This window comes from Isoalcanivorax indicus, assembly GCF_003259185.1.
In the GTDB taxonomy this organism is placed as follows: domain Bacteria; phylum Pseudomonadota; class Gammaproteobacteria; order Pseudomonadales; family Alcanivoracaceae; genus Isoalcanivorax; species Isoalcanivorax indicus.
Genome location: NZ_QGMP01000002.1, coordinates 57,767 through 73,096, shown reverse-complemented (window position 1 = coordinate 73,096; position 15,330 = coordinate 57,767). Strand labels below are relative to the sequence as shown.

The window sequence follows — 15,330 nt, the reverse complement described above, 5'->3', positions numbered from 1 at the left end:
CAAAATCCCCTCTTAGCACTCCAAGGCAGCGAGTGCTAATATCGGTGTCGCTCCGATGGGAGAGACTCCAGACAGGAGATGGGGAAAGATGACCATGCAACTGCAGAAATTCGAATCGGGAGACATCGCCCTGCGACTGAATGTGCCGGGCGCCAGCCTGGAAAGCTACACCCAGGCCGTCAACACCGTGCCGGTACTGAGCGCCGAAGACGAACGCGCCCTGGCCGAACGGCTGTTCTACGACAATGACATCGACGCCGCACGCAGCCTGGTGCTGTCGCACTTGCGTTTCGTGGTGCATATCGCCCGCAGCTACACCGGCTACGGCCTGCCCCTGGGCGACCTGATCCAGGAAGGCAACGTCGGCCTGATGAAAGCTGTGCGACGCTTCGACCCCACCGTCGGCGTGCGCCTCGTCAGCTTTGCCGTACACTGGATCAAGGCTGAAATTCACGAATTCGTACTGAAGAACTGGCGCATCGTCAAAGTGGCCACCACCAAGGCCCAGCGCAAACTGTTCTTCAACCTGCGCGGCGCCAAGAAGCGCCTGGCACGCCTGACTCCGGAAGAGACCCAGCGGGTCGCCGAAGATCTGGGCGTCTCGGTGCGCGACGTGCAGGAAATGGAAGGCCGTCTGGCGGCCTACGACGCCTCTTTCGATGGCCCTATGGACGACGACGAAGACAGCGCCATGGTCTCGCCAGCGCAGTACCTGCAAGCCGAGGGCGGCGACCCGGCGGACATTCTGGCCGACGAAGATTGGCAGCAGCAAAGCAGCCGCCGCCTCGGCTCCGCCCTGCAGAGCCTGGATGACCGCAGCCGCGATATCCTCGAACGGCGCTGGCTCACCGACGACAAGACCACGCTCCAGGACCTGGCCAACGAGTACGGCGTGTCCGCCGAGCGCATCCGCCAACTGGAAAACGCCGCCATCGGCAAACTGCGTAACGCGATGGCGGTCTGATAGCGCGGCAGTGCCTGGACAGTCCGCATCGCCCCCGGGGCGGGCAGACCCTTCCGGGACCCGCCGTGAACCCATCCCTGGGGGCTTGCGTTCGGCATCCTGCCTCACACAGTCCCGGGAGGGTCTGCCCGCCCCGGGGGCGATGCTCAGCAGTAGCGTCTGCGCATCTTTGCCCTGAAGGGGTTGGGTAAATGCGTTAGACTGAAGGCCGTTCTTGTAGCGGCCTTTTTCATTTCTGCACAGACCTGTCGGAACACATCCATGAAAGCTTTGTTGATACTGGGTGCCCTTAACGCCGCGTTGGCGGTGGTGTGCGGTGCCTTTGGCGCGCACGGGCTGAAAGCACGGGTCGAGGCCTCGTTGCTGGAGACCTGGGCGACGGCCAGCGAATACCATTTCTTTCATGCCCTGGCCTTGCTGCTGGTGGGCGTGCTGGCGAAGCAGTTCGGGGCGGCGGGCATTGTCACGGCAGGCTGGATACTGCTTGCCGGCATGCTCGTGTTCAGCGGCAGTCTTTATCTGCTGGTGTTGTCAGGCCAGCGCTGGCTCGGCGCCATTACACCGCTGGGCGGCACCGCGCTGATCATGGGCTGGGTGTGGCTGGCCTGGGCCCTGTATAAAGCAGTATGAGCCGGGCGGAGTGAGGTAAGCCATGCAGATTCAGGTTAACGGCGACGCGCTGGATTTTCATGGGCGCACCATCAGTGACCTGCTGGTGCAACTGGAGATTCACGGGCGTCGGCTGGCGGTGGAAGTGAACCGCGACATCATTCCGAAAAGTGAGCACGCCGACCATGCCTTGCAGGACGGCGACGTGATTGAAATTGTTCATGCCATTGGTGGTGGATGAATCATCGATGACATCAGGCGCAGGAGACACCATGACCGCAGATACCTTCGAAATCGCTGGCAAGGCCTATCAGTCACGATTGCTGATCGGGACCGGCAAGTACAAGGATTTCGAGGAAACCCGTGCCGCCATCGAAATGAGTGGCGCGCAGATCGTGACGGTGGCGATTCGCCGCACGAATATCGGCCAGGACGCGAACGAACCGAACTTGCTGGATTTTGTGTCGCCCGAGCAATACACAATCCTGCCGAACACGGCCGGGTGTTACACCGCAGACGACGCCGTGCGCACCTGCAAGCTGGCACGCGAGCTGCTGGATGGTCACGATCTGGTGAAACTGGAAGTGCTGGGCGATCAGAAGACGCTGTACCCGGACATGCCGGCCACACTGGAAGCGGCCGAGAAACTGGTGGCCGATGGTTTCAAGGTCATGGTCTATACCAATGATGATCCGATTGCGGCAAAACGCTTCGAGGAGATGGGGTGCGTGGCGGTGATGCCGCTGGGCTCGCTGATCGGCTCCGGGCTGGGCATTCTCAATCCGCACAATATCCGCATCATTCTGGAAGAGGCGAAGGTGCCGATCATTGTGGATGCGGGTGTTGGCACAGCCAGTGATGCCGCGTTGGCCATGGAGCTGGGCTGTGAGGGCGTACTGATGAATTCGGCGGTGGCCCATGCACGGCACCCGGTGCTGATGGCCAGTGCCATGAAGAAAGCCATCGAGGCGGGGCGCGAGGCGTTTCTGGCCGGGCGCATGCCGCGCAAGGCCTATGCCAGCGCCTCATCGCCGCTCGACGGGCTGGTGCGCTGAGATGAATGCCGCCGCCGCGCAGGACCAGCTGGCGACACTGGTGGGCTTCCCCACCGTGTCGCGGGATTCCAATCTGGCGCTGATCGATCATGTCGAGGCGCTGCTGGTCCAGCATGGGGCGGTATGTGAACGCATTGCCAGCGATGACGGCCGCAAGGCCAATCTGCTGGCACGCATGGGTCCGGCAGTAGCCGGGGGCGTGGTGCTTTCCGGCCATACCGATGTGGTGCCCGTGGCGGGCCAGGACTGGCACAGCGATCCGTTTGTACTCACACCCGGTGAGGGTGATCGCTTGCATGGGCGCGGCACTTGCGACATGAAAGGCTTTATCGCCTGTGCGCTGGCCATGCTGCCGGTATGGTCGCAGGCGGCATTGCAGCGACCCCTCTGGCTGGCGCTGTCCTACGATGAGGAAGTGGGTTGTCTGGGAGCGCCACGCATGATCGAGCGCCTGCTGGCTGCGCATCCGCGCCCGTCGGCGGTGATTGTGGGCGAGCCGACCTTGATGCAGCCGGTGGTGGCCCACAAGGGCAGCACCAATCTGCGCACCACAGTGACCGGCAAGGCGGCGCACTCCAGCCAGATCGACCAGGGGGTCTCGGCGATTCATCTGGCCGCGCACCTGGTCACTGCCATTGAAGCGGTGATGGCAGACCTGCGGGCGGAGGGCCGTGTTGATGAGGCCTTCAATATTGCCCACTCGACATTGCATGTGGGGCGCATTCAGGGGGGCATTGCCATCAACGTGATGGCGCCGGAATGCCACTTCGACTGGGAAATCCGGCATCTGCCCACGGATCAGTTCGAGGCCTTGCTGGCCCGGGTCGACGCGCGGGCCGAGGCGCTGGTGGCGGAGTACGGCAAAGGGCTGGCGGAGGTGACGGTGCGCACCGAGCGACTGACGGCCACGGTGCCGCCGCTGGCCAATCGCGATAACGGGGCCGCCCTGGCGCTTTGCCACCGTCTGCTGGGCGATGTGCCGACTGAACAGGTGGCTTATGCCACCGAGGCCGGGCAATTCCAGCAGGCGGGTCTGCCTACCGTCATATGCGGCCCCGGCAGTATCCGTCAGGCGCATCAGCCCGATGAATTCATCACCCTCGCCCAGCTTGATGCCTGCATGGCCTTCATGCGGGCGCTCACCGATTCCCTGCAACAATCTTGATCTGACACCGTGACAGGCTGTCGATACCGGGTTATCCGGGGCGGGGGCCATGCGCTGTGGTCATGCCCGGGGGGTGGTGCAGGGTTTGCGCGTATTCCCGAACCAGTTGTACCGCCAGCAGATACAGCCAGGTATCGGGCTTGGCCTTGCCCTGGAAGTCGCGACAGCGGATCCAGTTGTCGCGGGCCAGCTCGCGCAGCACGAAATCGGTGGCATCCTCGACCCGTAACGGATCGTTGCCCAGCATGCGACGGCACAGTGCGCGCACACGGGACTTGTGCGCCGACCCGAAAACCAGCGATGCCCAGTTGATGTGTGACCCCATACGGCTCATGCGTCATGCCCTCTGCATGGAGCCTCGCCGATGGTGCGCGGCGTGTCGTCCCCCAAATGGGGTAGACATGTTGATGGGGGTCAGAGTGACCGGCGGCAGGCCGGGCTGGTGAGGACGCAGCGCACCAGGTCAGCCTGGCTGTGCGTGCCGGTTTTCAGAAACAGGTGCTTGAGGTGCGTGCGCACCGTGCTGTCCCGGGTCCGGGTGGCCTCGGCGATGCGCTGCACGGTGTCGCCGTTGGCGAGCCTGACGGCGATGTCCGCTTCGGTGGGTGTCAGATCGAACAGGTGTTGCAGCGACGCTGCTGCGATGCGGGGGCGCTGGTCCGCCTGTTGCAGCTGAACGGCCACAAAGGCGCGGCGCGGGGTGAACAGCAGTGGTGTGTCGTCGCCCTGTACCGGCATGACGCGCAGCCAGATATCGCCCTGTTCCGGGCAATGGAGGCGCAGCGGCGGTGACGTGTCGGCTGGACCCTCCGGCACCTTGGCGGCCTCGGCACAGGCGGCCTGGAAATGCTGCTGGCTGGCGGAGGTGCACAGGCGCAGGCGATCCTGCTGCAGGTGCATCACGCTGCTGGCGCGAATCAGGGCCTCGGCGCGGGGGCTGGCGTAAACCACTTTTTGCGCGGCATCCAGCAGCAGGAACGGGCTGGCCAGGTCTTCGGCGGAGCGGACGATGGCGCCGGAGCGCAACTGGTTGTTTTCATACAGGCGTCGCAGGGCGCAGACATGCTGCAGATGGGGTACCAGGGTGTTCATGGCCCGGGTTTCTTCCCGGGTAAAATGACCCGGGCCGTCGCTGCGCTGAATCAACAGCTGCACCGTGCAGTCGGCATCCTGGTAAACGGTGCCCAGCATGCCGTGATGAATGCCCTGGGGGCGGGCCCATTCGTTGAAGAAGCGAGACTTGAGAAAATCCGGCTGGCGGCAGGAAAAATCCAGATAGGTGCTGTAAAGCTGCCCGGGGGGTTTCTGCGCCAGTTCGGGGCGCCATGGGCACAGATTGACGAAATGATCGACATACTGCTGGTAGTACTGCGCGCAGTGGTTGATGACCACGCCGGTCTGCACCGAGGCGGCCCTGCGATCCATCACCAGCAGGCGTGCGGAGCGCGCGTCCAGAGCGTCGACCAGTCCATGCAGCACCTGCTCCCAGTGCTCCGGCTCGGCAGCGGTTCGGTACAGGCTGTCCAGCAGTTGCGGCTGACCGGTCGACAGCCGCTGTGCGGGCCTGCCGTGCAGCCTGTTCATGCGGCGTCTCCCGGAGCGATCCGGGCCAGCGCCGCACGCAGCAGGGCCGTGACGCGATCGGGCACCTCCATCTGCAAAAAATGCCCGGTGTCCGGCACCACGACCTCGTGGAGGTGGGGGGCACAGCGCGCCCTGGCGCTGTCCGGAATCAGGCTGCCGTTGATGGCATGGACCGGGCAATGCAGCGTCGCCAGAGTGTCCGGTTGCCAGGCCAGTAGCGAGGCCCACAGGGGCAGGGCCAGTGCCGGGTCTGCGCTGGCCATCTCTGTCTTCAGGCGCGTTTTCAGCGCTGCCGGGGTGAGGGCCGTGCTGGTATTGTCGATCAGATCAGCCATGGCGGCCGCGAAATCGGCACGAAACGGCGCATGGATGCTTTCCTGCGTGGCGGCATCCAGGCCGCCATAATCGATCACAAAGGTGTCGATCAGGATCACCCCGCGGGCCTGATCGCCAAGGCGGGCGGCGGCTTCCAGGGCCACGGCGCCGCCCATGGAGTGGCCAACCAGGACCAGCGGCCCGTTGAGGTCGCGCTGCAAGGCCTCCACCAGCGTGGCGGCGAGGGTATCGATCCCGTGCGCGGCGCTGGCCGGGCTGTCGCCATGGCCGGGCAGGTCCACCACCCACATCGGGTAGTCGCCGCGCAGGGCCTCCACCTGCGCCTGCCAGTAGTGCCGTCGGCAGCACCAGCCGTGAACCAGCACAAGCGTTGCCTGCGGCTGCGGGCCGTCAATGCGATCGACCACCAGCGTCGCGGCGTCACGGGCCGTCTGGGCAGCTGTCGTCATGGTGTCTTCCCCGGAGAGTCATTGCTTTATTTATTAATGTGACTTCTATCACATGCCCGTGGCGTCGACAAACCCGGGCCTGTAGGCGTTTGTGCAGAAAATGTACGCCGGAATATGTCGATAGCACCGGGTGGTCGCGCGACCAGAAGTCAGGTTCAGGTGTTCGGGAGCGATCATGCAGTATCTGTGTCTGATATACGGCGCGTTGCGCCAGCCCTGTGTGCTGCCCGCGTGCGGCGCGGAGGCCGTCGCAGTGGCGCATCTCGTCTGTGATGACGTGGTGCGGGCTTCACGGCATTATCTGGCGGCAGAAGCACTGGATGACGCCGCTTCGACCGCATCGGTGCGGGTGCAGCAAGGCCGCTACCACGTCATACCGGGCCCGCTGCTGTCCGGTGGCGCGATACTGTCCGGCTTTCTGCTGATCGAGGCGCGTGATCTGAACGACGCCATTCGCGTGGCAAGCCGGGTACCCTTTGCCGAAGGGGGCACGGTAGAGGTGCGTCCGGTGCGCCCGGTGCCGCGCAGCGAGAGGGAATACCTTGACTGACAGGAGTGACTGCTCAGCGATTATCAGCCGCGTCTACCGCGACGAGTCGCGTCGTGTGCTGGCGACCCTGATTCGTTTGCTGGGTGATTTTGACTTGGCCGAGGAGGCCCTGCAGGACGCCTTTATCGCGGCGGTGGAGCAGTGGCCGCGTGACGGTGTGCCGGACAAGCCGCGCGCCTGGCTGGTCTCCGCAGGGCGTTTCAAGGCCATCGACCGCCTGCGCCGCCGGGTCCGCTTCGACGCGTCGCTGCGTGAGCTGGCGATTCGCCTTGAGGGCGAGGACAACGAGCTGGATCTGGATGATCCGGTGCAGGATGACCGCCTGCGCCTGATCTTTACCTGCTGCCACCCGGCGCTGCCGGAAGATGCGCAGGTGGCGCTGACGTTGCGGGAAGTCTGTGACCTGACCACCGAGGACATCGCCCGGGCCTTTCTGGTGGGCACGCCGACGCTGGCGCAGCGCATTGTGCGCGCCAAGCAACGTATCCGGGATGCCGACATCCCCTATGCCGTCCCCGAGCGCGGCGAACTGGCCGAGCGGCTGGATGCGGTATTGCGGGTTATCTATCTGGTGTTCAACGAAGGCTATTACGCCAGTAGTGGCGACGCCCTGCTGCGCACGGATCTGTCCACGGAAGCGATTCGTCTGGGACGCCTGCTGCATGAACTGCTGCCTGAGCCTGAAGTGTCGGGGCTGCTCGGGCTGATGCTGATCAACGAGGCACGCCGCGAGGCACGCATGGACGGCGACGGGATGCCGGTCTTGCTGGAAGATCAGGATCGTCGCCGCTGGGATGCTGCGCTGATTGCCGAGGGTGGACGCCTGACTGAAGAGGCGCTGCGCTCGCGACGGTTTGGCCCCTATACCCTGCAGGCGGCGATTGCCGCGGTACATGGTGAGGCGCCCTCGGCGGCCGACACGGACTGGCCGCAGATCGTCGGTCTCTATGATGTGCTGATGCGGGTGGCGCCGTCGCCGGTGGTGGCACTGAACCGCGCCGTGGCGGTGGCCATGCGCGATGGCCCCGCCGCCGGGCTGGCGCTGATGGATGAGATACTGGCTGCCGGGCAGCTGACGGATTACAGTCTGATGCATGCGGCCCGGGCCGATCTGTGGCGCCGTCAGGGCTGCGATGACGAGGCGCGTGCCGCCTACAAGCAAGCGCTCTCGTTGTCGCGCCAGGAGGTCGAACGGGCATTCCTGAGGCGCCGACTGGAGGCGCTTGCGTCTGAAACGGGTTGATGAGGGGACGAGATGAAATACCTGTGCCTGGTGTACGCCGACGAAACACAACTGCACAGCCAGCCGGACAGCCCGGAAGATGCTGAGTGCCACGCCTACGCAGAAGCGATCGCGGGCAGTGGGGCGATGGTGGCGGCCGAAGCGCTGGCGCCGGTCAGCACAGCGGTGACGGTGCGTGTGCGTCAGGGCAAGTCCACCGTGACCGATGGCCCCTTCGCTGAAACCAAGGAGCAGCTTACCGGGTTTTATCTGGTGGAGGCCGACAGCCTGGAGGCCGCCCTGCGCATTGCCGAAGGCATCCCGCCAGCGCGCGTCGGCAGCATTGAAGTGCGTCCGGTGCGTGAACTGGATATCTGAGACGCCCGGGCGGTACTTGTGATTCCCCGGCACCGGGGGGACCATGGGGGCTCAGTATCCTGTGTAACGCTGACCCTTGGGAGTGCCGTGATGGAACGGATAGCGGAGGCGCCCGCGTCGCGCCAGGCTGGAGTCGTCCCCGCCCTGCTGGGCCTGCTCGTGCTGCTGATGGCCTGTTCGCTGCAGGCCGCACCCCGCGACATCAATCCGGACGCACTGGTGGAAGTCGAGATCGCCACGTTGGGCATGGCGTTTGATGGTTCGCCGGTCGTCCTGCTGCGCGAACCCGGGGCCAACCGCGTTATTCCCATCTTCATCGGCCATGCCGAAGCGCAGGCCATCGCCCTCGGCCTGCGCGGGCAGCGATTTCCCCGACCCATGACCCACGACCTGTTCGGCAATGTGTTCGGCGCGCTCGATGCGACGCTGCGACGTGTGTTCGTGGATGATCTGGTGGGCGGGGCCTTTCTCGGCATGCTGGAGCTGGACGTGGCCGGGCGTGAGGCGCCGGTACGTATCGACAGCCGTCCCAGTGACGCGCTGGCCCTGGCGGTGCGTGCCGGTGCCAGTATTCATGTTGCCCCGAAGGTACTGGATGCGGCGGCCGAGATTGATTACCGCGGCCTGGACGATGAACTCGTGACGGCCCTGGGGGTAACCGTCAGTGCCGTGACGGATGAGCTGCGCGCCGCCCTGTCTCTGCCTGACAAAGAGGGGCTGCTGGTGACGGATGTGACCGGGGCGGCGGCAGAGCAGGGTCTGGCGGCGGCCGCCTTGCTGTTGTCGGTGAATGGCGAAACGCCGTCGTCACCGATGCACTATCTGGAACTGGTCAGTGCAACGGAAGCCGGTAAAAAGGCCCGGCTGCGTGTCTGGCAGGATGGCGAGGAACACGACATCGAGCTGGCAACGGATCAGGCGCCACGTCGCCGTGTGCCGCCGCCCCGGGAAGGCCTCCAGTCTTCATAGATGTTTATCTGATTCACCGTGTCCCCCTCAGGCATGACCGGGCGGGTTCGGTGGGCGCGGCAAAACAAGACACGACAGACAACCAGAGGCCTCGAGCGATGAGAGCAGTGATGAAAGCAGCCATGATGAAGACCGGCCTGGGCATGATGGCGGTCATCGCCATAGCGGGGACTGGCGCGGTATCTGCGTCCGACCGTATTGATCGCATTGTCCAGTTGCAGCTGGAAGAAGGCGCGCGGTTCTTCGCGGATGAAGGCTATGTGATGCTGGGCGCGCCTCGCTACGGCGCCCTGGGTCACGGCGGAGAAGACCGGATTCCGTTCCGGATTCGGGCAGGGGTCAACCATGTTTTCTATGCCGTCTGTGACATGGATTGTGACGATCTGGACCTGCTGCTGCTTGACCACGATGGCAGCACACTCACCAGTGACCTGTTGCCCGACGATGTGCCGATTGTGGAATACACACCGGTCAGGGACATGCAGGTGACCGTGGTGGTGAGAATGGCCAGTTGCGATATTGCACCCTGTGCCTACGGCGTGTCGTTACTCGTGGATGAGCAGTGACGCGGCGGGTGAATCCGTCTCCCCTGTCGGGGTAGCCCAGTAGGGGGATAGGTGTTTAACCCCTGATCTCCGTAGATTGGAGCTTTCCAATCAGGAGTCAGGATAATGAAACGGATAGCTTTTCTGAGCATCATGGCTGCGGCGGGCGCGCTGGTGGCTTGCGGCGGTGGTGGTTCGGGCGACGGGAGCGGCGGGCCGAGCGGTGGAGGTGGCCAGGGGGGCGATACCCTGCCGGTGCTCAGTGGTCTGGCCGGGGACGCAGACAACCAGGATTACCTGTACTACACCGTCGCCATTGAAGGCAGTGAAGGGTTGTATGCCGTGGATCCGCAGAATCCGGCATCGCCCCTGCTGGTTGACGCTGGCCTGGCGGAGGGCCTGACAGGTCCGAACTTCGATTACGAGCGACTTGTTTTCCCGATTCATGAGGCCACGATCACCGTCGATGGTGGCATTGCTGATTTCCGCGTTGTGCAAGTCTTTTACGGGGATGGCATGAATCATTTTCCGCCGTTGTCGGAAAGTCTCGGCTACCAGCGTGTGAGCACCGATACCGGCGTACCCATGCCCTCGCCGGTCAGCGTCTCGTCTGCACCGGGGGGGATTCCGTTCCAGCAGGGCGCCTTTTTCCAGTTCGACCTGAATGATGCCCTCGGCACCCTGATTCTTTATCGCCGGCTGGATGACTGGTTGCAGATCTCGGTGGGCGATGGTGGCCAGGTGGCGCCCCTGGAAATGGATGCTGACCACGAGCCGGTTGCCACGGTGCTGGACGCCGGCGCTGCGGCCGGAGGCGGCTATCTGGTGGTCGATACCGGCAACAACAACAGGCTGCTGCGCCTTGATGTGGCGCTGGATGTGGTCGGGGCCGTCAACGCTGGCGGTGCGGTGTTGGAAGAGGTAACCAGTGTCCAGCCGCTGGGGTCGCCCCTGGCAGACGGCAGCCAGTATCTGGTCATCGGCATCGATGAGGAACAGGCCACCTTGTGGCGCTACCAGCCCGGCGGCGCGGGGGCGGGCACCGTGGAGCCGGTGCTCAGCGCGAGCGGTGAGCCGTATGGTTTTCCGGTGGCGGTGTTCGGCCAGATCGATCCGGTTCGCGGCAGTGCGGCCTTGCCGCCAGCCGAGCATATCGCCACGCACGATGGTGTCTTGTTCTTCAAGCTGGGGGAGTTTCTGCTCTTCAATGAGACTTTCGATCTTGTCAGGGTAGAAGGCACCAGTTGGTCGCTTGTCGAAGAGGTGAACGACACCCAGGGCCCGTTCCTGGTGGCCACGGAGAACGGCATAGCCCTGGCGACGCCCACGGAGATCATTGCCTGGAATATTGACGGATCAGGGCGGCGTGTCCTGGATGCGGATGATCGCAGCATTTTCGGGCAGGAGATCGAGAACGATTTCTTTGCCATTGGCGGCGGCTGGCTTTTCTACAACCGTTCCCAGGGGTTTCCGGAAATCCGGGTGGCGGCGGCGGTGCGTCTTGACGGCAGTGAGAGCCTGAACCTGCACGATGCCCGGTGGGTCGGTGCCTCGACCGATGGTACGGCGGCAGCCGTAGACCAGCTCAGTTTGCTGTCGGCCTCGGAGGTGTTCCTGCTGCGTGACAACGGCGAACTGGCGGCGCTGTCGTCGGCAGATCCCCGGGCGGGCGCGGTCACGCTGGGCAACTTGCCCGAGGGCAGTGTCGGTGCCCGGCTGTTCGGGCTGGCCCCGGGGCCATACCGGCTGGTGCAGTCACGCCGTGACGGCGGTTCGGACCCCGATGAGTTCGATGTGCTCTACGTGGATACCCGCACCGCAGGATCACTGGTGCGGCTGACGCCGACCTCATCGCCACTGACGCCGCAGCGGCCGGTCAGTGGCTTCTGAGGGGCCAGCAGGGCGCGCTATGCCGCGCCCTGCTCTGTGTCGGTAAAGAAGGTCAGCAGGCGGTCCAGCGCCATGCGCAACGGGCTGCCTTGCAGGCTGATGCGCGCCAGTAGCTCGCTGACAGCATCATCACCGTCGATGCTGTCCATTTTTTCACTGAGCATGTCCAGCGCGCGCAGGCGTTTGATGTCCAGATTGTCTGCCAGATCGAATTCGAAGGCGTCGTCCCAGCACAGATTCAGTTTGACCACCGCCATACCGCTTTCCAGTTGTGCCATGATTTCCGGGCTGCCCAGATCCACGGCGGTGTAGCGCACACTGCTGCCGGCGTCGTTGTCGGCCTTCAACTCGCAGCGGTCGCCCAGGGTCAGGCCGCCGGGTAGCGTGTCGGGGGCGCGCAGCCAGGCCGTCATGGCCGCACTGGGGGCATGATCGGCTCCGGGCGGTTTGACCGGCAGGTCGCCCACCGCCTTGCGCAGCGCCGCGATGACCTGCTCGGCGCGATTGGCGGGGGCATCCACCAGAATGCGCTGGCGCAGCATGTCGATCATGAACGGAATCCGGCGCGAACGGGTAAAGGCCTTCGGCATCAGCTCGAAGGTGATCTGGTCCTTCAGGTCCGCGCGTTCCTTCCTGCCCGGTTTGCGCCCGTCCCGGTCCTCGATCTGCTGGACGCGTTCATCCAGCTCTTCCTTGATGACCGCCGCAGGCAGGAGGCGGCTGGTTTCCTGCCAGGTGCCCAGCAGCAGGTGGTCGCTTTCCAGCAGCAGACGGTCATCTTCGCGCAGCGGCGCCACGAAGCCATCGACACTCAGGGCCTGCTGGCTGATCGGCGGGCAGGGCACTTCAGCGAGCAGATCATTCAGTTCAGTGGTGGACCAGCTGAACGGCTTGCTGCTGACATAGAGGGAGATATTGCGGAACCACATGGCGTTGCGTCCTGATTCGGGCGGCGGTTGAGAGGCGAGGACGATAGCGGAGCGAGGGGCTGACCTCAAGGGATCATATGCGGGCCGCTGAATCGGGGACGCTGGCATGTCGCTGGGGTAGAATGGCGGGCCCACAGACAGATGCCGATCCGCCATGCTTGATTTCATCAGACAGGACAAGGACCCCGTAACCGGCCGCGTCATGCGGCGTGTGCGCAGCTTCGTGCTGCGTGAGGGACGCCTGACCCACGGCCAGCAACGTGCGCTGGACACGCTCTGGCCGGTGTATGGTCTGGAGCGCAGTGGCGGCGTGCTCGACGCACAGGCCGTGTTCGGCCGTGATGCACCGCGCGTGTTCGAGATCGGTTATGGCATGGGCGCGTCGCTGGTGGCCATGGCCACCGTGGCGCCGGAGATGGATTTTATCGGCGTGGAAGTACATCGTCCCGGTGTGGGGGCGCTGCTGATGGCGATCGAGGAGCACGGGCTGGAGAACCTGCGCAGCTACTGTGATGACGCGGTGGAGATTCTCGAACAGTGTATTGCCGATGACAGCCTGACGCGCGTGCAGCTTTATTTTCCTGATCCCTGGCACAAGAAGAAGCATCACAAACGGCGCATTGTGCAGCCGGGGTTTGTTTCGCTGGTGCAGCGCAAGCTGGCTGCCGGTGGCGTCTTCCACATGGCGACCGACTGGGAGGATTACGCTGCTCATATGCTGGCCACGATGGAGGCTGAGACGGGCTGGGAGAATATCGCCGGTGCGGGTCATTTCTCGGAGCGACCGGCCTGGCGCCCGGAAACCAAGTTCGAACGCCGTGGCGCGCGCCTGGGGCACGGTGTGTGGGACCTCCTTTATCGAAAAAGGTAACCCGAAAATAGTAGTGGTATTTTTCGTCTGATACTAAATGCCCAGAAGGGCGTTCTCTCGTAACACTCCCCCAACAAAACGACATCAATCTGCACTTTAGTGCATGCCCGGCAGTGATAAACAATCGACACATTGGTGTCCCATCAGGTCACATTTTGCCGTGCCCTGACACATTTTGACGCCGCCCATAATGATAACGATGCCGGGTGAAAACAAAATGCTGATGTCCAGGCCTGTTTACGTGTTCGTACTGATGCTGGGGATGGCGCTGTTACTGGCGCTGGCGACAGCGAGTCACCGTCATGCACCGGTCGCGGATACGGTGGGAAGTTGCCACAAGCGCGGTCACACCGTGGGGCACACGGTGGCCATGTCCGGTTTTGATCTGGTGGGCCTGCGTCCCTGCATTGCAGAGGATATTGGTCATGCGGGTAGCGAGGCAGCCCGCCCCCTGCCCACCCACCTTTCTCTCGAATTCTACGACTGAGCCGACACGTCACGCAGTCGCCAGGCACTGAGGGTGCCCAGTAGCCCCATGGCACCCAGCAACAGCAGCACTGCCGCGCTGGAGATCAGTGAAGCCAGTGCACTGAGGCCTCCCGCCACCAGCAGCAGTACACCGATGGCCGTGTTGCTCACGGCGACATAATCGGTCCGCCGGTTCCCGCCAGCCATGTCCACCATATAAGTCTTGCGGCCGATACGAACGCCGGCATGGGCAACCGAGAGCACGAAAAACGCCACCGGATAGAACCAGCTGGCGCCGGAAAAATCACTCTCTACCAGCGCCAGGCCGCCGGTCATCAGGCACGCCAGACAGGCCAGCGCGCCGCCACGCACCATCACCTGACGGCTTGATGCATCGGCCATATAGCCCCAGGCCGTCGCACTGAGCGCGCTGGCCAGGCTGGCGGCCATGACGAAGGTGCCGAGCATCAGGGCGCCGCCGCCCTGTTGTTGCGCCAGCACCACCATGAAAGGCGCGCCGAGCGCTGAGGCCATCAGCAAGGCGCGGGCGATGACGAAGCGGCGGAAGGGCCGGTCGTCGCGCAACAGGGAGAGGCTGGCGATGGCGGTGCGCAGGGCATTGCCGCCACCGCCGGTTTCGCCGTCGAATTCCTCCACACGATGGAACAGCAGGGCCGCCAGCCACCAGGTCAGCGCGGCGGCCAGCAGCAGGCCGATATACAGCGCCAGGCCGGGGTCCGTGTCGTCATGGAAAATCACGGCCGCCAGCGCCAGCGTGATGACGCCGGACAGCGTCGATGCCAGACCGGCAAGGCGGCCGCGTCGCGATTTCGGAATGCATTTGCCCTGCACGTCCTTCAGGGCAACGGAGCAGAGACCACGGGCCAGGCTGAACAGCACCAGCATCAGGATGATGCCGAGGCCGGCGGCCAGCCCGTCGAGCCACCAGACACAGGCCGCCATGGCGGCGACGGAGGCCCCTTGCAACACGGCACCCAGCACCCAGAATGGTTTGCGCTGCGGATGGCGGCGCACCCAGGCGCCAATGGCCAGTTGCGGGATCAACGAGCCTGATTCGCGAATCGGCACCAGCCAGGCCACCAGCGCCGATGGCGCACCAACGGCGCCGATCAGCCAGGCGAGTACCGTTTTCGGGTTGATTAACAGGTCGCCGATGCTGGTCAGCACCTGGCTACTGAGCATGCGGAAGAAGTTGCCGGGCACTTCCCGGCAGGCCTCCTCGGACAGGTCGGTGCAGACGCGCGCGTCTTCGTCGTTGGCAACCAGCGCATAAAGCTGGTCGGCGGCATCCCTGTGGCCTTTCATCTGCACCGTCTCCCCGGAGG

Annotated in this window: 18 protein-coding genes; 13 read left to right on the top strand and 5 right to left on the bottom strand. The window is 64.2% G+C overall.

Features of this window, described 5'->3' with window-relative positions; genetic code table 11:
• Positions 1-88 precede the first annotated feature (88 nt).
• From rpoH to argE, 5 genes are all read left to right on the top strand, one after another.
• Positions 89-964 carry an RNA polymerase sigma factor RpoH gene (gene rpoH / locus DKW65_RS12220; RefSeq protein ID WP_111657701.1) on the top strand — a complete coding sequence of 292 codons (876 nt, stop codon included), beginning with the start codon at positions 89-91 and terminating at the stop codon, positions 962-964.
• 261 nt (positions 965-1,225) lie between these two features.
• Entirely contained in the window at positions 1,226-1,594 is a 369-nt protein-coding gene (locus DKW65_RS12215; RefSeq protein WP_111657700.1) for a DUF423 domain-containing protein, read from the top strand.
• Positions 1,595-1,616: 22 nt separating this feature from the next.
• Positions 1,617-1,814 carry a sulfur carrier protein ThiS gene (gene thiS, locus DKW65_RS12210; RefSeq protein ID WP_111657699.1) on the top strand — a complete coding sequence of 66 codons (198 nt, stop codon included), beginning with the start codon at positions 1,617-1,619 and terminating at the stop codon, positions 1,812-1,814.
• Between the two features lie 31 nt (positions 1,815-1,845).
• A complete protein-coding gene (locus DKW65_RS12205; RefSeq protein WP_111657698.1) occupies positions 1,846-2,628 on the top strand; it encodes a thiazole synthase in 783 nt (260 codons plus the stop codon).
• Between the two features lies 1 nt (position 2,629).
• Entirely contained in the window at positions 2,630-3,793 is a 1,164-nt protein-coding gene (gene argE, locus DKW65_RS12200) for an acetylornithine deacetylase (RefSeq protein ID WP_111657697.1), read from the top strand.
• A gap of 31 nt (positions 3,794-3,824) precedes the next feature.
• Here argE and DKW65_RS12195 read toward each other — a convergent pair whose 3' ends face one another.
• From DKW65_RS12195 to DKW65_RS12185, 3 genes are all read right to left on the bottom strand, one after another.
• Positions 3,825-4,127: an RNA polymerase sigma factor gene (locus DKW65_RS12195; protein WP_162925852.1), complete on the bottom strand. Its 303-nt coding sequence runs from the start codon at positions 4,125-4,127 to the stop codon at positions 3,825-3,827.
• 80 nt (positions 4,128-4,207) lie between these two features.
• Positions 4,208-5,377 carry a helix-turn-helix transcriptional regulator gene (locus DKW65_RS12190; RefSeq protein ID WP_111657695.1) on the bottom strand — a complete coding sequence of 390 codons (1,170 nt, stop codon included), beginning with the start codon at positions 5,375-5,377 and terminating at the stop codon, positions 4,208-4,210.
• Entirely contained in the window at positions 5,374-6,162 is a 789-nt protein-coding gene (locus DKW65_RS12185; protein WP_111657694.1) for an alpha/beta fold hydrolase, read from the bottom strand. Before DKW65_RS12185 ends, DKW65_RS12190 begins: the two co-directional genes overlap by 4 nt.
• A 175-nt stretch (positions 6,163-6,337) precedes the next feature.
• Here DKW65_RS12185 and DKW65_RS12180 point away from each other — a divergent pair, with 175 nt between their 5' ends.
• The 6 genes from DKW65_RS12180 to DKW65_RS12155 all read left to right on the top strand — a co-directional run bounded on the left by DKW65_RS12180 (position 6,338) and on the right by DKW65_RS12155 (position 11,716).
• Entirely contained in the window at positions 6,338-6,712 is a 375-nt protein-coding gene (locus DKW65_RS12180; protein ID WP_111657693.1) for a YciI family protein, read from the top strand.
• The gene (locus tag DKW65_RS12175; RefSeq protein WP_111657692.1) at positions 6,705-7,955 is read left to right on the top strand and encodes an RNA polymerase sigma factor; all 1,251 of its coding nucleotides are present in this window, start codon (positions 6,705-6,707) and stop codon (positions 7,953-7,955) included. Before DKW65_RS12180 ends, DKW65_RS12175 begins: the two co-directional genes overlap by 8 nt.
• A gap of 12 nt (positions 7,956-7,967) precedes the next feature.
• On the top strand, positions 7,968-8,312 hold the full coding sequence (locus DKW65_RS12170; protein ID WP_111657691.1) for a YciI family protein: 345 nt from the start codon (positions 7,968-7,970) through the stop codon (positions 8,310-8,312).
• A gap of 90 nt (positions 8,313-8,402) precedes the next feature.
• A complete protein-coding gene (locus DKW65_RS12165; protein WP_111657690.1) occupies positions 8,403-9,281 on the top strand; it encodes a bifunctional nuclease family protein in 879 nt (292 codons plus the stop codon).
• Positions 9,282-9,391: 110 nt separating this feature from the next.
• Entirely contained in the window at positions 9,392-9,847 is a 456-nt protein-coding gene (locus tag DKW65_RS12160; RefSeq protein WP_111657689.1) for a hypothetical protein, read from the top strand.
• A gap of 105 nt (positions 9,848-9,952) precedes the next feature.
• Complete coding sequence (locus DKW65_RS12155) at positions 9,953-11,716, top strand: hypothetical protein (RefSeq protein ID WP_111657688.1); 1,764 nt, start codon at positions 9,953-9,955, stop codon at positions 11,714-11,716.
• 17 nt (positions 11,717-11,733) lie between these two features.
• Here the strand turns inward: DKW65_RS12155 and DKW65_RS12150 are convergent, their stop codons facing one another.
• Entirely contained in the window at positions 11,734-12,645 is a 912-nt protein-coding gene (locus DKW65_RS12150) for a recombination-associated protein RdgC (protein ID WP_111657687.1), read from the bottom strand.
• A gap of 154 nt (positions 12,646-12,799) precedes the next feature.
• Here DKW65_RS12150 and trmB point away from each other — a divergent pair, with 154 nt between their 5' ends.
• Positions 12,800-13,516: a tRNA (guanosine(46)-N7)-methyltransferase TrmB gene (gene trmB / locus DKW65_RS12145; protein WP_111657686.1), complete on the top strand. Its 717-nt coding sequence runs from the start codon at positions 12,800-12,802 to the stop codon at positions 13,514-13,516.
• Between the two features lie 217 nt (positions 13,517-13,733).
• Entirely contained in the window at positions 13,734-14,003 is a 270-nt protein-coding gene (locus tag DKW65_RS12140) for a hypothetical protein (protein ID WP_162925851.1), read from the top strand.
• On the opposite strand, the gene DKW65_RS12135 is transcribed toward DKW65_RS12140, so the two are convergent.
• Positions 13,994-15,310 (bottom strand): MFS transporter, encoded by a 1,317-nt coding sequence (locus tag DKW65_RS12135; protein ID WP_111657684.1) that lies wholly within the window; start codon positions 15,308-15,310, stop codon positions 13,994-13,996. The genes DKW65_RS12140 and DKW65_RS12135 overlap by 10 nt on opposite strands.
• Positions 15,311-15,330: the final 20 nt, after the last annotated feature.

Coding starts and splice junctions, on each gene's coding strand:
- DKW65_RS12185 (WP_111657694.1), bottom strand. CDS start 6,162: ATGACGACAGCTGCCCAGACGGCCCGTGACGCCGCGACGCTGGTGGTC.
- thiS (WP_111657699.1), top strand. CDS start 1,617: ATGCAGATTCAGGTTAACGGCGACGCGCTGGATTTTCATGGGCGCACC.
- trmB (WP_111657686.1), top strand. CDS start 12,800: ATGCTTGATTTCATCAGACAGGACAAGGACCCCGTAACCGGCCGCGTC.
- DKW65_RS12155 (WP_111657688.1), top strand. CDS start 9,953: ATGAAACGGATAGCTTTTCTGAGCATCATGGCTGCGGCGGGCGCGCTG.
- DKW65_RS12165 (WP_111657690.1), top strand. CDS start 8,403: ATGGAACGGATAGCGGAGGCGCCCGCGTCGCGCCAGGCTGGAGTCGTC.
- rpoH (WP_111657701.1), top strand. CDS start 89: ATGACCATGCAACTGCAGAAATTCGAATCGGGAGACATCGCCCTGCGA.
- DKW65_RS12215 (WP_111657700.1), top strand. CDS start 1,226: ATGAAAGCTTTGTTGATACTGGGTGCCCTTAACGCCGCGTTGGCGGTG.
- argE (WP_111657697.1), top strand. CDS start 2,630: ATGAATGCCGCCGCCGCGCAGGACCAGCTGGCGACACTGGTGGGCTTC.
- DKW65_RS12180 (WP_111657693.1), top strand. CDS start 6,338: ATGCAGTATCTGTGTCTGATATACGGCGCGTTGCGCCAGCCCTGTGTG.
- DKW65_RS12195 (WP_162925852.1), bottom strand. CDS start 4,127: ATGAGCCGTATGGGGTCACACATCAACTGGGCATCGCTGGTTTTCGGG.
- DKW65_RS12135 (WP_111657684.1), bottom strand. CDS start 15,310: ATGAAAGGCCACAGGGATGCCGCCGACCAGCTTTATGCGCTGGTTGCC.
- DKW65_RS12170 (WP_111657691.1), top strand. CDS start 7,968: ATGAAATACCTGTGCCTGGTGTACGCCGACGAAACACAACTGCACAGC.
- DKW65_RS12150 (WP_111657687.1), bottom strand. CDS start 12,645: ATGTGGTTCCGCAATATCTCCCTCTATGTCAGCAGCAAGCCGTTCAGC.
- DKW65_RS12140 (WP_162925851.1), top strand. CDS start 13,734: ATGCTGATGTCCAGGCCTGTTTACGTGTTCGTACTGATGCTGGGGATG.
- DKW65_RS12205 (WP_111657698.1), top strand. CDS start 1,846: ATGACCGCAGATACCTTCGAAATCGCTGGCAAGGCCTATCAGTCACGA.
- DKW65_RS12160 (WP_111657689.1), top strand. CDS start 9,392: ATGAAAGCAGCCATGATGAAGACCGGCCTGGGCATGATGGCGGTCATC.
- DKW65_RS12190 (WP_111657695.1), bottom strand. CDS start 5,377: ATGAACAGGCTGCACGGCAGGCCCGCACAGCGGCTGTCGACCGGTCAG.